The following is a 16,548-nucleotide window of genomic DNA, read 5'->3' as shown; positions in this document are numbered from 1 at the left end:
GGGTTGCTTTTTATAATAATGTTTCCAGATATAATATCATGGCTATGGATGATAGGTTCCCCAGTTCATCTTGTAAACGTTTTAAGGCTATCGTTTTTTGTTTTTTCACGGTGTCCACGGCAAGGTCTAATTCTTGGGCGATTTCGGAAGGTTTTTTCCCATCGAGTGTCATGAGGCAGATTTTTTTGCATTGCGGGGGGAGATGGTCAATCGAATTTAATAGCTGACGATATACTTCTTCGCGAATGAGAGCGTGTAACACGGAGGGGTTTTCTTGCTCTTCTATTTCATCGGATATTTTTTTCTCGTGTTGTTGTTGAATCTTTTGCTTTCGGATGTGGTTTATACACTTGTGTTGTACGGAGCGATATAAATAAGTACGGAGAACTAATTCATTTGTGAATTTGAGTTCCTTTTCCCAAAGTTGCACGAATAAATCTTGAACTATATCCTTTGCAGCCTCGTTGTCGTTGATTATTTGAAAGGCGAATTGCACTAAAGGGTTATAAAATTCTTTAAATAGAATCTCATATTCGGACTCATCGTATATGTTGCGAAAGTTTTTCATTATCAGTTTAATCCACCTCTGAAGTGTAATATGAATAAATGTTCATTTAATAATACTCTTTTCGTGCTTGAAAATCATTCGTGGAATTTTGATATCAAGTAAATGAAAGACTTTGATTATGAAATAGATCGAAAATACATTCATACTCTTGTTTAGAAATAAAAAAACACTAATTTTGAATTTTATTAAATGAACGTTTTTATATATTATCTGTGTGGTTGCTAGCTTATTTTATTTTTTTAGAAATCCGATCTATTGGAGTGATGTATCGCTATAATCTATGAATTTTTTGAGTTTCTTTTACCACTTTTTATCTCTTGATGTGTTTGTATTATAAACAGAGATAAGAAATGGATAAGAATTTTGAGATTGCAGATATAATAGTTGCTTTTATCAAGAATGAGGCGACTCCTCGACAGATAAGCGTGTTAGATGATTGGATAAATGAATCGGAGGCTAATAAACGCTTGTTTATTTCATTATTGGATGAGGTGGCATTTGAACAAAGATTGGATAGATCGAGAGTGTTGGAATTGGAAGATGCGTTTGGAAAGGTGCGTGCAAGAGTAAGAAAATCCAAACGCGGCTATTGGCGATATGTTGCTGTAGCGGCTTCTGTTGCAGTGGTTGTTGCTATCGGTGGCATTATGGCATATTGGGTAGGAATACCGGAGAAACAGGGTATTGTCACTCGGCAACAATCTATATCCGTGGGGAAGAGTCGGGCATTTTTAACTTTGGGTACGGGTGAAAAAGTGGCTTTGGAAAGTCAGGATACATTGTTGAGGGGAAAAGCAATGAATATCCGGATACAGGAAAACGGGGAAGTCTTTTACGAGATGGCGGATTCCATTGCGCCCGCGGAGGTGGAATACAATATAATGGAAACACCGCGGGGGGCGGAATTTCAATTGGTGTTGTCCGACGGGACAAAAGTATGGTTAAATGCCGGGACGAAATTACGTTATCCCGTGAAATTCATTGGAAAAGAGCGAAGAGTGGAGTTGACGGGAGAGGCTTATTTTGACGTGACTCGTGACGAGGATGTGCCTTTTGTCGTGGAGACTTCCCGCTCTGCTGTGACTGTCTTGGGGACGGAGTTCTGCGTAAGGGATTACGCGGGTGAGGCAAATCTGACTACTTTGGTGCAAGGGAGCGTTTCTGTCGAAGATCAGCGGGGCAATGCTTATCTGATTCGTCCGGGGCAACAGGTGAATATCGGCAAGGAGGGTTCCCGGGTATTGGATGTGGAAACTATTTATTTTACTTCATGGAAAGACGGGTATTTTATATTTAACGAGGCGACATTGAGCGAAATTATGAGCGAATTGTCTAAATGGTATGATTTTGATTGTTTCTTCCTCAACCCGGATGCCGGTAATGAAAGACTAACTGCAAGACTGAAAAAATATGATGATATAAGCGTTATTCTGGATATTTTATCCCGGACAGGTAATATACAATTTACCCAAAAGGGAAGAGCTATTACGGTAAGAAGCGCTTGGTAAGAAAAACTTCGGGGAATCGGCACCACCCAAATTCCCCGTAAGTAATTATTAATTAACGTACAATTAATACGCAAATTTATGAAAAAAACGGAGAATGCGGGTAAATGCCCGCGAGAAAAATTGAAACATCTGATGAGGCTTTTGAATGTCTTGTTGCTGATGACTTTATTATGTATGCCTTCGCGAGGATTCTCGCAAGAAAAAAGGTTCACGTTTGAATTTAAACATGTGCCGGTGAGTACGGTTTATCTTCACATCGAGAAGAATAGTGATTATTCTTTCGTGTACAATACCCAAGAACTTCAACGGATCGGGTTGAAAGATTATAAATTTGAAAATGCCACGATTCAGGAAATTCTGGATTATTGTTTGAAGGGAACCGATTTGAAATACGAGATTCGGGACAAACATATTATTATCAGTCGTACGCGTGAAATCCGGGGACCGGAGGATATGCAGCAAATTCGGGGAAGGGTGATCGGTAAGGATAGCATCGCGCTGCCGGGAGTAACGGTTATGTTGAAAGGAACGACCATGGGGATCACGACCGACCAGAGAGGGTATTACTTTTTTTATATCCCGAAGCGTGATGATGCCGTGTTGGTGTTTTCTTTCGTGGGAATGAAAACACAAGAAGTTCCTTGTAAGGGGAAAAATATTATAAACGTGGTCATGGAGGAAGACGTGGCACAAATGGAAGAGGTGGTCGTGACCGGGTATCAGACGATGCGGAAAAGTGATGTCGTGGGTTCTGTCACTACAATAAAGGCTTCGGATATCATGATGCCAGCCTATACTTCAATCGATCAGATGTTGCAGGGGCGTGTTGCCGGAATGATGGTGATGAACACGAGTTCCCGCGTGGGGACGAGTCCGAAGATTCGGGTTCGGGGAACTTCAACCATTTTAGGTAATCAAGACCCGTTGTGGGTAGTCGACGGGATTATTCAGCCGGACCCGCTTCCCATAGACCGGAGTGACGTGATGGTGGATGATTTGAAAAATATTCTGGGGAATCAAATATCATGGTTGAATCCGGCGGATATTGAAACGATCACGGTGTTGAAGGATGCTTCTGCAACAGCGATTTATGGTTCAAAGGCGGCAAACGGGGTTATCGTGATAACGACGAAACGGGGGCAACAAGACCGTATGACCGTGAATTATAGTGGTACTTTTTCTTTTAGAGCCCGTCCGAATTACGGTTTGTTCAATTTGATGAATTCCAAGGAACGAATCCAGTTTAGCCGGGAAGCGTTTGACGAGGGTGCGATTTACTCATCGACACCTATTGGTTCTATGGCTACCTACGAGGGAATTATGCGTTTGTTCTATGACAGAAGAATAACTAAAGATGAAGCCGAAGAGGCAATATTAAAATTAGAGAAAACGAATACAAATTGGTTTGAATTGTTGACTCGAAATTCTTTCAGTCACAATCATAATTTGAGTATTTCGGGTGGAAGTACGAAAGTTACTTATAACGCTTCCTTGGGATACAGCGATCAAGCTGGAATAGAATTGAATAATGATGCAAAGAATTTAAGCGGGAGAGTGAATGTCGGGGCACAATTACATCCTAAGGTTCACGTGGATGTGAATTTGATAGGTTCAATTAATAAAACGTGGGGGTACGCGGCGGAAGTAAGCCCGATGAAATACGCGACGGAAACAAGTCGTTCGGTATTGGCTTATGATGATAATGGTGAGCGTTACTACCAGCAGAGACGCGGAGGATATCGATATAACTCGGACGAACACTATTTAGGCTATAATATTTTGAATGAAATAGATCATAGTTATTCAAGAAATAAGACTTCCCGTTTAGACGGTTCTTTAAATTTCTCGTGGGAAGTGTTACCGTGGTTGAAATATGAATTTGTCGGGGGGGTGAGTAATAGTACCGGAACCAGAGAGTCTTATGCCGGAGAGCAAACGTATTATGTTGCGAAGAACTATCGAGGCTATGATTATGAATCTGAAATGTACGGTTCGGATAAGTATAAAGCGGCGATGTTACCATTTGGCGGGGAATTGTTGAATGGAGTAAGTGATATATTTAGTTGGAATATTCAAAATAAGGTATCTTTCTCGAAAACAATACAGGAAGATCACCGGATAAACGTATTATTGGGTACGGAGGTGATATCAACCCGAACTCAAGAACGGTCGCAAACGATATTCGGTTATGTCGCGGAGAGAGGAGAGCAAGTTGTGCAACCGACACCAATTAAAGATATTGTGCCTCTCGGACAAGGCGGAGCCGTTTATAATTGGGGTATTTTGGACAAGCTTTTTAACGGACAAGGTTGGGCGCGTAATTCTGTGGTTTCCAATCAGTTTTCGATATTCGCTACTTTGGCTTATTCCTATAAGAATCGGTACGTTTTGAACGCCAGTATGCGTAATGACGCTTCTGACCGTTTCGGGCAAGACCAGAACAAGCGTTTTGATCCGACTTATTCATTCGGTCTTTCATGGAATATTGCCCAAGAGCCTTGGTTGCAGAATTTTTCAAGTATATTGAATCAATTTAATTTGCGAGCCTCTTACGGGATTCAAGGAAATGCGGTGAATTCCATTAGTCCGGAACTTATTTTAAGAAGAGATATGATAAAGCAATATTATGGCGAATACATGTCCAAGATATCCCGTTTACCGAATCCGGATTTGAGTTGGGAGCGCACGAAATCATGGAATTTTGGCGTGGATATTCAGTTGTTGCAATGGATTACCATGAATCTGGAATATTACACGAAGTCGTCCAATAATATAGTGAATCAAGCTATTGCTCTGGAATACGGACGTGATGGAATGGAAATTAACGGTGGACGGATCACAAATTCCGGGGTGGAGTACACGTTAAGCATAACTCCTATTCGTTCTAAAGATTGGGGATGGACGATCGGGTTAAATTCTTCAAAAAACTGGAATACGGCGAAAACACAGTCGATAAGTGAAATACGATTGGATGATTATTTGAGTGGTGCCACGGATAAGGTGTTGAAAAAGGGATATGCGCTGTCCAGTTTCTGGTCTTATAGTTACAAGGGAATAAATCCCGACAATGGTTCTCCGGAATTTAATTTGATTTTCGAGGAAGATGAAAACGGTAATTTCGTGAGGTCGGAAAACGGAAACCTTGTATTGAGAGAAATCTCAGAATTAACGGATATACTCGTGTATTCGGGAAAGACAGAGCCGGATTTCACGGGAGGTTTAACGACTAGATTGAGATGGAAAGGTTTGACATTCGGGGCAAATTTCTCCTTGTTATTGGGAGCGAAGAAAAGATTACCCAATCCATATCCGTCCAATGGTAATATACCTCTTTCGGACGTGAATTTGAGTAAAGATCTAATCAAACGTTGGAAAAAGTCCGGAGATGAGAAATACACGGATATACCCGGTGTTTACTCGGGACGAATTGCTAATTATATAACTCTTCAAGATGGGATGTCTCATAATTATTATGAAATGTGGGGTAGGTCGAATTTGAGGGTGGTAAGTGCCTCTTTTTTGCGTTGTCAACAGATGTCTTTGACGTGGAATGTCAACTTTGTGTGGTGCGCAAAGGTAGGTATAAAGAGTTTGTCACTGAACGCGATCATAAATAATGTATTTGTTATCGCTGATAAAAAGTTTGACGGGTTTGATCCGGAATTAGGTGATAGTGTTCAGCCTAAAACTTATTCTTTTGGTGTAAATATCGGTTTTTAAAAATGAAATCTTATGAATAGAATATTGAAATATGGTTTTTGGCTTGTTGTGTCGGTTTTGACTTCTTGTCATGATTTTCTTGAGCCGAAATCACAAACGGAATATGTACCTAAACTGGTGAAGTCTTTGGACGAATTACTGTTGGGAGAAGTTTACATGGGACCCGGGATGGGAGATGGGGCATTTTATAGTGTATTAGGATTGTTTGATGATGATGTTGCCATTCGGAAAGAGTGGAACGCGAATAATGAGGAAGCGGGTTTGAACAATATACGTTTGACTTACACGTGGGCAAAAGATATGAAGGATAACTTTAGTAATTATAATATTTACGGGGAAGTCTATAAAAAAATCGTGGGATGTAATTCCGTGTTGGATTATATTGATGATGTGCAAGGAACGGAGATTGAAAAAAATAGAGTGATGGGACAAGCGTTAGCATTCCGGGGGTATTTTTATTTTCATCTGGTGAACTTGTACGGTCAACCTTACTCTTTTAACAAAAATGCCTTGGGAGTGCCTTTGAAATTGAACTCGAAATTGTCAACGGGAGGGATGCCCCGGAATACGGTGGAGGAAGTGTACACGCGAATAGTGAAAGACTTGCAGGAAGCAGAACGTTTATACAAAACCCTGCCGGAGGATGAACAGAACCTTCATAATAATAGAATTAATCTGCCTTGTATACAGTTGATTTTGTCCCGTGTGTATTTATACATGGAGAATTGGGAACAGGCATTAGCTTACGGGGAGAAGGTGATTAAAGACTATAATTACGAGATAATGGATTTAAACTCTTTGCCATTGCCCGAACGGTATAACGATCCGTCCTATATGAATTATTATACTTGGGAAAATCCGGAGGTGATGTTTTTGTTTGGTAATCAGGGTGATGTGTTGGCATTGCCTATGACAACGGTTCAGTACACGGAATATAGCGAATCCGGCAGACCGACTTACTACACTTATAATCTTTCTGTTGTATCCGATAGTCTGGTTAATACATATGAATCGATAGATTTGCGAAAAAAGCATTATTTAATATGGGAGCAAGTGGGACGAGAGGAAACTCCTCACTATTATAGACCGATAAGTAAATATGAGGTCGGATCAAATTATGGGATGAGTTGGGGATGGAGTGCCGGGAACTGGGGGATTGCCTTTAAAGTGACAGAGGCGTATTTGAATGCGGCGGAAGCAGCGGCATGTTTGTATAAAGAAACCGGAAAAGGGGAATATTTAACGAGAGCCGGGGAGCTTGTGGATCAATTAAGATTGAAGAGGATTGTTGCAGGTGCTTTTCGGGATTGTTCGATAACCGATCCGGATAAATTAATCTCTTTTGTTCGGGATGAGCGTCGCCGTGAGTTGTGTTTCGAGAATCATCGTTGGTTTGATTTACGGCGTTACGGGATGAATGAATTGAAACACGTTTGGTACGATAAAACGGGAAATTCGACGGAGTACGTGTTAGAGAAGAATGATCCCGGTTTTACTTTACAGATACCTGAAGAGGCATTTGAACATAATCCCGCTATGGTACAGAATGAACCTAGAAAATAGTGTAATTTAAATTGTATTGTTATGTTGAAAACGCAAATATATTGGATATTGTTGCTATCTCTACTGGGATTGGCATCGTGCGGAGATGATGACAACATCGGATTCGTGGAGAAGTTTGATTTACAACAGTTCGATTTTCCACAGGGAGATAACCCGTGGGATAAAGAAATCGAGCAAATTGCCAAGGATTGGGGTATGTATATTATATACAAGGATGTTGATAGTACTCATCTGAACAAGATGTGGACAAGTCCTATTTATTATGATCCGATCTATGTTTGCAAGACGCCGAGTGATGAAGATGTTCAGGTTTATCTGGAACTTGTAAAAACGTGGTTGTTGGGAAGTTTGGATAAAAATAAAGATTCGGATAGAAAACAATTGCCTTTTTATTTATATCTGGTAAATGATTTAAACGATGGTAATCCGCGATCGCAAACATACGGGAAAAAGCATATCCAGTTTAAAAAAGACGGGTTAGATTATTGGAGCCTCAGTTTTACCGGCGAGGAATTGGAGGCGGGCTTAACTTCCGAGATTATTCATAATGTGGCTTGTTCTTTTAGTTACCCGGGTTTGAAAGTACGTTTTTCGAGCGGCGAGTATGAAATACCGGATGAATTTGCTGTAATGTCTGACTATGAATCGAGAATCGGTATTCGCTATTACTCTTTGGAGCAATTTAAAATAGATAATCCGTGGGCTCCTGACTCTTACTACACGGAGGATGTTATGGTGCACCCGAATGAAAAAGATCCGGAGAATGCTTTTCAAAGACGAGGGTTTGCTCCGGAAATAGGAGAAGATTTTAAACCGGTGACTGTTGTTGGTTGGTCAAAGACGTATGGGGCTCCCACGTGGATGCCATGGATCGTGAAAATAATAGAAACTCCCTATGGATCTTTCGAGGACGATCGCAATCCCGGACCTGTCGCGGAAACTGTTAAAGAAAGAGTTTTACAGGATTTCATGAATATGGTTCGTTTGGCTATGACTTACCCGGAAACGCAGATACGTGAAGATTTTCCCCTTGATGCGGAAGATCCCCTTGAACAAGCAGGTAATCAAATTATCAATGATAAATATGATTTGGTTGTAAAATACATGAAAGACACTTATAATGTTGATTTGCCCAAGTACGCGGATATTTTAGACGGCGAATAGTGTTAAGAAGAATGGGGCTGTCGGAAGTGAATCTGACAGCCTCATGTAAATTTAATAAATAAACAAAACAGGTATGCGACGAATTTTATTTTTAATAATTCTTATCGGAGGGATTTTGCATGGATGCAGAGCCTCTGGAGGATACACGATTAACGGTACGGTAGAGGGAATCGAGGTCGGGAAAGTGTTTATACTGAAACAAAAATTCACGAAAGAGAATTGGGATACTTTGGCGATAGGAACGGTAAAGGACGGAAAATTTGTGATAAAGGGAAAAGTACAAGAACCGACAGCCGGATACGTGGTTATGGAGGGAATGATGGGGGCTATCGTTTTTCTTGAAAATGATGCCAAGTATGATATTCATATGGCATCGAGAGAAGTGCCGGTTGTTACCGGGGGCGGACAAGAACAGAAAATATACCAAGGATACGTAGATATAAGTACCCGAATGACAGAAGAATATCATAAATTCTCTCCAGACATGATCAAAGCACTTCAAGAGAATAATGAAGAGAGAAAGCGTGAATTTGAAGAGAGAATGGGCAAGATGCGGGATGCGTTTGAAAAAGAACAGGTCGCTTATTTGAAACAGCATGGTAATTCTTTTTTCGCGTTGTTCAAATTGGCGACGAGAGCCTTGGGGATGGATGTTGCGAGCGTAAAGAAAGATTTTGATTTATGTAGCGAGGAATTGAAAAAGACGGAACCGGGACAATATATCAGTTCACTATTACCACGTTTAGCCAAAATTGCTATAGGTGCGACTGCACCTGATTTTACGGCGAAGACGCCGGATGGAGATGACGTGTCACTATATGGGACAAAGGGAAAAGTGAAATTGTTGGATTTCTGGTCATCTAACTGTGGAAAATGTCGGGAAGAGATTCGAAAATTTATTCCGATTTATAACGAATACAAGTTGCAAGGATTTGAAATTCTGGCTCTTTCCCTTGATAAAGACAGGGAAGCATGGGTGAAAGCTATAAAGGAGGATGGAGCACCTTGGGTGCAGGTGTCTGATTTGAAAGGTTCGAAGTCCCCGTTGAACGAGATTTACGGGATTTGGACGTTGCCGTCGAATCTACTCTTGGACGAAAATAATAAAGTCCTTGCCCGAAATATTAGTAGTGAACAGTTGAAAGAAATGCTCCCTGAATATTTGAATTTGAAACAATAGAAATTATGAGAAAATTATTGGTAATGATAACATTTATCGGAATATGTTTTGTTGCGAAAGCTACAACGGATGGATATAAAATAACAGGTAAAGCTTCCGGGACGAAGAAAGCGACAGCTTATTTGATCACTTTTTCGAATTATGTTGCGGATACGATTGGTCGGGCAGAAGTTGCGGATGGGGTTTTCGAGTTCAAGGGAAAGGTTCACGAGATTTTACCTGCCTTGTTGTTTTTATCCAATCAGTCAATGGGAGGTGTTCCCGTTTATTTGGAGAATGAAGATTATCAAATTGAGATCGATCCTGATTATATATATTTCAGTGCTATAAAAGGTGGTGGTGAAGCGCAAAGACTATCCAACGAGTATCGGGATATAGAGATAAAAGGTCGTGAACAAACAGAAAAATATCGGGATGAATTTGTATCATTGAAACCGGGAGATGCTCGTTTTCAGGAGTTGTCGTTAAAATTTGATTCTATAAACCAGAAAATAAGATCAGACCGGGAAACTTTTATGAAAAAGCACGCGGATAGTTATCTGGCACTTGATTTCTTAGCAGCAGGAGCACAAAAAAAGGAATTGGAAGAATTGAAAGATGAATACAGTAAATTCAGCCCGGAATTGCAAAAGAGTTTTGCCGGTAGAAATATATCCGATTGGATTGCCAAACAGGAAAAAGCGGGAATCGGGAAGAAAGCGCCGGATTTCACTGTATTTGATCCGAAGGGAGAGAAGTTCAATTTTTATTCGGTAAAAGCTAAAGTCAAATTGATTGACTTCTGGGCATCGTGGTGTAGTCCTTGTCGGGCTATGGTTCCGGAGTTAAAGGAAATTTATAAGGAGTTTCATGATAAAGGGTTAGAGATAGTGAGTATATCTATGGATAAAAAGAGAGATTATTGGCTGAAAGCCCTTGAAGAAGAAGCCATGCCATGGGTACATGGATGTGATTTTAAAGGTAATGAAACGATGGATATTCCTCTCATGAAAGCCTATGCTTTTTGGGGTGTTCCTTACATGGTATTGGTGGACGAACATAATCGAATTATTTCGCGTGCCAGCGGTGCAAATCAACTACCGGAAATAAGGAGTGTTCTTTTGGATATTTTGGGTAAATGATGCTATCGCTATTTTCAATTTTCAATTATTTTGATAATAGGAATAATCGTAGTATTTTTGCAAAACGGCTGTGATAGCCTTTTTTGAGTGTTTTGAAAGCAGTTGGTTTCGTTTATCAGTGCACACATTTTATTCCATAGACATACACCTCGCCAACTGCTTTCTTTCTTTTCTTTGAAAATGTAGTTCATATCCATGTAATTCTCGTGGGAGTATTCGTGTCGGTTGTATCTAGTATCGCGTGGTAATTCTTGATTTACGCTTTTTCTCCGGTTGATTTCCCCGGAATGTGGTGGGGGGGACAAATAAATGATTTTATTCTGTATTTTTGTTTCAAAATAGGATCGGGATGGAATATTGTCTTAATACACGATTGAACGGAAATGTCGCTATGACTTCCAATTTTCACGAGAATGAATCTTTAAAGCGAAACAAGAGCCTGTACAAGTTGATATGGGTGCAGAAAGGGTCGTTGGTGATAGAAATAGATCATGTTGCGGTGCGAATCGACGAGAATGAACTCATATCGCTGACGCCTTTGCATCATATCGAGGTGAAGGAGGTGGACGGGGAATACTTGAGTTTACTCTTTAACAGCAATTTTTATTGCATATTCGGGCATGATAGTGAAGTGTCGTGTAACGGGTTCTTGTTTAACGGTTCTTCCAATGTCTTGAAATTGAAGTTGACACCGAAGCAAGTTATCATGCTGAAGGATATTTCGGGTATATTCATGAATGAATGTGGCGTGCAGGATGACTTACAGGAGGAGATGTTACGGATTATATTGAAACGTTTCATTATCACTTGTACGCGTATCGCCAGAGAGAAGTTTTTCGTGGATCGGAAAAAGGAAAAGAGATTCGATATCGTGCGACAGTATTACGTGTTGGTGGATAAACACTTTAAAGAGAAAAAGCAAGTACAGGATTATGCCGATATGCTGTGCCGAACCCCGAAGACATTGTCCAATTTGTTTTCGGAATACGGGTTCCCGCCTCCTTTGCGGGTAATCCATGAACGTGTGGAGGCGGAGGCAAAACGGCTATTGCTCTACACGAATAAAAGCGCGAAAGAGATCGGTAATATTCTGGGATTTGAAGATTTGGCTGCTTTCAGTCGCTTTTTCAAGAAAATGACTCAAGAAAGCATATCCGAGTACCGGAAAAGGAAAAAACAGGAATAATCGCCAACTAATACGGAAAAATCGCCATTTTTTGAAAGGGAAAAACGAACGAATTTTGTGTCATACGTATAACCCTTAAATTTAGATTAAAATGATGGCGAAATTATCTTCTTTGTTTGTTACGTTTTCGCGTGTTGCTGCTTCAAGTCTGAAATTAGGTATTAACCTGATACGGGTAGCTATTCTTGTGATTTTCATGTGGATTGGCGGACTGAAATTCTGGAATTATGAGGCGGAGGGAATAGTGCCTTTCGTGGCTAATAGTCCTTTTATGAGTTTCTTTTACACGAAGAGCACCCCGGAATATAAAGATTATAAGTTGAAAGAGGGAGAGTACAACGAGGTAAAACATCAATGGCACGTGGCAAACAACACGTACGGTTTTTCTCGCGGGTTGGGAATTTTGATTATGGCTATCGGCATCTTGACCTTCTTGGGTATTTTCTCTTCCAAGATTGGTTTGATAGGTGCCGTGCTGGCTATTATCATGACGTTAGGTACTCTCTCGTTTCTCGTGACTACTCCCGAAGTATGGGTTCCCGATTTGGGAAGCGGTGAACACGGTTTCCCGTTGTTGACGGGGGCGGGACGACTGGTTATAAAAGATACGGCTATTTTGGCGGGAGCGCTTGTCGTGCTCTCTGATAGCGCGAAAAGAGTTTTGAATCAATTAAAATAGAAGGTTATGAAAGAATTTGACGCGATTATTATCGGCTTCGGCAAAGGCGGAAAGACGCTTGCCGCTGATCTGGCAAAACGAGGATGGACTGTTGCCATGATCGAACGTTCGGATAAAATGTATGGAGGTACATGTATCAATATCGGATGCATTCCCACGAAGGCATTAGTATATCAAGCGAAATTCGCTACCCGGTTAAAGGACTCGTCTTTCGAGGAAAAAGCAGAATTTTATCGACAAGCAATCTCGATAAAAGAAGATGTTACCGGTACTCTTAGAGATAAAAATTTCCATAACTTGGCGGATGATCCGAATATCACCGTGTATACCGGAACGGGATCATTTGTATCACCCGAGGTTGTTGCCGTGCAGATGAAAAATGAAAGAATGGAATTGAAATCAAAGCATATATTTATCAATACCGGGGCGGAAACAGTTATTCCGGCGATAGAAGGAATCGAGAACAACCCGTTCGTGTATACCAGTACCTCGATAATGGAAGTTACCGGGCTCCCCCGCGAGTTGGTTATCGTCGGTGGCGGGTACGTCGGGTTGGAATTTGCATCGATCTATGCGTCCTTCGGTTCACGGGTAACTGTACTGGAAGGCTTTCCCGAACTTATACCTCGTGAAGACAGGGATATCGCGGAAGAAGTGAAAAAAGCCTTGGAGAAGAAAGGGATTGTATTCCGCGTGGGTGCGAAGGTGCAGTCTATCGTGAACATGGGGAATAAAGCATCGGTTGAATTCATGGATACGCGAGCGAATGTGGCGTTTAGTCTGGAGGCTGATGCGGTATTATTGGCCACGGGGCGCAGACCTTACACGACAGGGCTTAATTTAGAGGCAGCCGGGGTAAAGATTGATGATCGGGGCGCTATTATTGTAGATGAACATTTACGGACTACACAACCTGCTATCCGTGCCATTGGTGACGTGAAAGGCGGATTACAATTCACGTACATATCATTGGATGACTATCGAATTATCCGAGAGGATCTATTCGGTAACAAGGAGCGTGACCAAAATGACCGTTTGCCAGTGAGCTATTCCGTGTTCATTGATCCGCCCTTGGCTCGTATCGGGATAAATGAAGACGATGCCCGTAAACAAAACCTTGACATTATCATTAAGAAATTACCCGTGGCAGCTATCCCGAGAGTGAAAATATTAGGAGAAACCAACGGTTTATTCAAAGTCATTATTGACAAGAAAACCAATAAAATTCTTGGGTGTACTTTATTCGGTCCGGAAGCAAGCGAAGTGATTAATCTGGTCGCTTTGGCGATGAAAGCGGATTTGGATTACACGTTTTTGCGGGATTTCATTTACACTCACCCCAGTATGAGCGAGTCGATGAATCAGTTACTTTCGTGAAAAGGCATAAAAAAACTTCGGAATTAATTTCCGAAGTTTTTTTGCGGTCTGGACGGGACTCGAACCCGCGACCCCATGCGTGACAGGCATGTATTCTAACCAGCTGAACTACCAGACCTAATTTTGAATGCGTGAAAACAACCTCTGTTATTTTCTTTTGCGGTTGCAAATATAATGCATGTTTTTGATTCTGCAATGGTGAGTAGAAAAAAAATGAAGATCGTGTGACTCGTGAAGTTTTCAGGATTCGTGTGGGAATATCATGTGTTATTATATGATTAATAAGTTGTTGGATTGTTTATTTTTGTTTTTGGCTTTAGGAGGTAAAGGGCATGAATATGTTAAAATATACTTTAACACAATTTTTATTTGTGTTTTGTGTAACGTTTTTACAGGAGTTACCGTATTTTGAGGTATGATAAACAAGCTATATATTAGCAAATAATCGACAAAATTATAAATAATGTAGAGAGTATGAAAAAGACATTTTTTATGCTGCTGGTAGTGGTTTTGCCTTTAATCGCTTCAGCACAACAAGTGAAAGAGACTGTTATAGTAGAAGAAGAAGCCGGTTCATGGCGAGGATTCGTTACTAATCGCTTCTGGGATAATTGGTTTATTTCGGCAGGTGCCGGGGGACAGGTTTACTTTGGGGAACGTGATCACCATAGCCGTTTTGGAAGACGTATCACTCCGGCGTTTAATATAGCCGTGGGGAAATGGTTCATGCCAACTTTCGGTGTGAGATTGCAAGCCGGGGGATTTACTTTAAAGGGATTAACGGATGACCCCAATAATATTTATGCCAAAGGTGCGCCGGATAATCGCGGGTTGTACAAACAGGAATGGGATCAATTTAACATACATGTTGACGGTATGGTGAATTTAGCCAACTGGATAGGCGGTTATCGTACGGATCGTTTTTATGAAACTGTATTTTTGGCCGGTTTTGGTATGGCGCACGCTTACACGGGAGGCGGTAGTACCAAATTTATGTTCGTGAGTGGCATTAATAATAAATTCCGTATTTCGGATGCTTTCGATTTTAACTTGGATATCAACGGGCATCTGGTGCCGCAGGAGTTTGATGGTCAGGTGGATAATCATCGGGCTGAGGGATTCGTGAGTGTGACCGTCGGGTTTACTTATAAATTCAAGGATCGTTTCTTCAGAAAAGAAAGAAAGGAAATCGTTAACACGGGTGTTTCTCCCGCAATGTTGACCGCGGCTGAATCTCGTTTGGCTGATGCTATCAGTAGAATAGGACAATTGGAGGATGAATTGGCACAAGCTCGCCGGAAAGAACAGACCCCCGTGGTAAAACAAGAGGTGGAAGCCCCCGCTTTGTATGTATTCTTTGCTATCAATAAAGCAAATATCGACAAACGTCAAATGGAGAATTTGAAATCTTACGCCGAGATCATCAAGAAATCTCCGGACAAGAAATACAAAGTATTCGGTTACGCGGATAAAGCCACGGGTTCGGCTGCATTCAATCAGGCATTGAGTGAAAAACGGGCTCGTAACGTTGCCGATATTCTCGTCAAGAAATTTGGAGTGAATGCAAACCAACTTCAGGTTGTCGGCAAAGGCGGAGTCAGCGATTTCTCGGACAAAGCAATGAACCGAGTTGTAATAGTGGATTAGTAGGGTATCGGGTAAAAACGGGCAAAAATATCGGGGTGTCTTGACATCCCGATATTTTTTTACCTGTTTTTTAACTTTCCGCTTTCGGCTTTTAATTGTATCTTTGCAACTTGAATAATTAAATAACTGAGAAATGATAACAAAAAATAAGCATGTGACCGTGAGCTATGAGTTGAGAACGGCAGCGGATGCAGAACCAATCGAGATCGCGGATGCAAGTACTCCGTTGGAATTTATTTGCGGACAAGGACAGACACTCGAATATTTCGAGATGAACCTGTTGAACTTGAATACCGGAAATTCTTTTGATTTCAAGATTCCGGCGGCTAACGGGTACGGGGAGGTAAACGAGGACATGATTGTAGAATTGCCTAAAGATATATTTGCCGAGGTAGAGGCTGACGAATTGCAACCCGGTAACACGTTACCGATGCAGGATAGTCTGGGACGTCACTTGAACGGTACGATTGCCGAGGTGGGCGATGATTTCGTGAAAATGGACTTCAACCACCCGATGGCAGGTAAAGATTTATATTTCAAGGGTAAAGTATTAGCGGTAAGAGATGCGACCGACGAGGAACTGGAAGCCTTGCATTCACACAAATGCGGCGGGTGTCACGGTTGTGGCTCTGACGACGGCGGATGCGGTTCAGGTTGCAGTGACGGTTGCTGCCACTGATACAATTGAAAATGGAAAATTGAAAATGGAAAATTAAGATTCACGTGATCTTGATTTTCCATTTTTTTTCATACATTTGATTCCCTTATTAACCCTTGGAGATTGTATTATTGACAGTGATTCGTTCATTTTCAATTTTCAATTTTCAATTTTCAA

12 protein-coding genes and 1 tRNA gene are annotated in these 16,548 nt (G+C 41.1%); 11 read left to right on the top strand and 2 right to left on the bottom strand.

Translation table 11 applies throughout. The features are described 5' to 3' along the window. Positions 1-10: 10 nt before the first annotated feature. Entirely contained in the window at positions 11-568 is a 558-nt protein-coding gene (locus L0M98_RS03045) for an RNA polymerase sigma-70 factor (protein ID WP_227214950.1), read from the bottom strand. Positions 569-918: 350 nt separating this feature from the next. Between L0M98_RS03045 and L0M98_RS03040 the strand changes: the two genes are divergently transcribed. The 9 genes from L0M98_RS03040 to L0M98_RS03000 all read left to right on the top strand — a co-directional run bounded on the left by L0M98_RS03040 (position 919) and on the right by L0M98_RS03000 (position 14,066). Further along, positions 919-2,076 carry a FecR family protein gene (locus L0M98_RS03040; protein WP_227214948.1) on the top strand — a complete coding sequence of 386 codons (1,158 nt, stop codon included), beginning with the start codon at positions 919-921 and terminating at the stop codon, positions 2,074-2,076. Positions 2,077-2,154: 78 nt separating this feature from the next. After that, positions 2,155-5,796, top strand: coding sequence for a SusC/RagA family TonB-linked outer membrane protein (locus L0M98_RS03035; protein WP_227214946.1), 3,642 nt, complete (start codon positions 2,155-2,157; stop codon positions 5,794-5,796). 12 nt (positions 5,797-5,808) lie between these two features. Next, positions 5,809-7,359, top strand: a complete 1,551-nt coding sequence (locus L0M98_RS03030) for a RagB/SusD family nutrient uptake outer membrane protein (protein ID WP_227214944.1) — start codon at positions 5,809-5,811, stop codon at positions 7,357-7,359. Between the two features lie 21 nt (positions 7,360-7,380). After that, a complete protein-coding gene (locus L0M98_RS03025) occupies positions 7,381-8,523 on the top strand; it encodes a hypothetical protein (protein WP_227214942.1) in 1,143 nt (380 codons plus the stop codon). Positions 8,524-8,596: 73 nt separating this feature from the next. Continuing rightward, complete coding sequence (locus L0M98_RS03020; RefSeq protein ID WP_227214940.1) at positions 8,597-9,703, top strand: TlpA disulfide reductase family protein; 1,107 nt, start codon at positions 8,597-8,599, stop codon at positions 9,701-9,703. Between the two features lie 5 nt (positions 9,704-9,708). After that, positions 9,709-10,824, top strand: a complete 1,116-nt coding sequence (locus L0M98_RS03015; RefSeq protein WP_227214938.1) for a TlpA disulfide reductase family protein — start codon at positions 9,709-9,711, stop codon at positions 10,822-10,824. A gap of 349 nt (positions 10,825-11,173) precedes the next feature. Further along, the gene (locus tag L0M98_RS03010) at positions 11,174-12,010 is read left to right on the top strand and encodes an AraC family transcriptional regulator (protein ID WP_227214936.1); all 837 of its coding nucleotides are present in this window, start codon (positions 11,174-11,176) and stop codon (positions 12,008-12,010) included. 91 nt (positions 12,011-12,101) lie between these two features. After that, positions 12,102-12,689 carry a DUF417 family protein gene (locus tag L0M98_RS03005; protein WP_227214935.1) on the top strand — a complete coding sequence of 196 codons (588 nt, stop codon included), beginning with the start codon at positions 12,102-12,104 and terminating at the stop codon, positions 12,687-12,689. Positions 12,690-12,695: 6 nt separating this feature from the next. After that, positions 12,696-14,066 carry an FAD-dependent oxidoreductase gene (locus L0M98_RS03000; RefSeq protein ID WP_227214933.1) on the top strand — a complete coding sequence of 457 codons (1,371 nt, stop codon included), beginning with the start codon at positions 12,696-12,698 and terminating at the stop codon, positions 14,064-14,066. A gap of 44 nt (positions 14,067-14,110) precedes the next feature. On the opposite strand, the gene L0M98_RS02995 is transcribed toward L0M98_RS03000, so the two are convergent. Continuing rightward, positions 14,111-14,184, bottom strand: a tRNA-Asp gene (locus L0M98_RS02995). A gap of 356 nt (positions 14,185-14,540) precedes the next feature. On the opposite strand from L0M98_RS02995, the gene L0M98_RS02990 reads away from it, so the two are divergent. Further along, entirely contained in the window at positions 14,541-15,713 is a 1,173-nt protein-coding gene (locus L0M98_RS02990; RefSeq protein ID WP_227214931.1) for an OmpA family protein, read from the top strand. A gap of 133 nt (positions 15,714-15,846) precedes the next feature. After that, positions 15,847-16,392: an FKBP-type peptidyl-prolyl cis-trans isomerase gene (locus L0M98_RS02985; RefSeq protein WP_099292802.1), complete on the top strand. Its 546-nt coding sequence runs from the start codon at positions 15,847-15,849 to the stop codon at positions 16,390-16,392. Positions 16,393-16,548 lie beyond the last annotated feature (156 nt).

The organism is Butyricimonas sp. DFI.6.44, from assembly GCF_022132345.1.
In the GTDB taxonomy this organism is placed as follows: domain Bacteria; phylum Bacteroidota; class Bacteroidia; order Bacteroidales; family Marinifilaceae; genus Butyricimonas; species Butyricimonas muris.
Note: the sequence above shows the minus strand (reverse complement) of the source record. Positions and strands in the feature narration are given on the sequence as shown.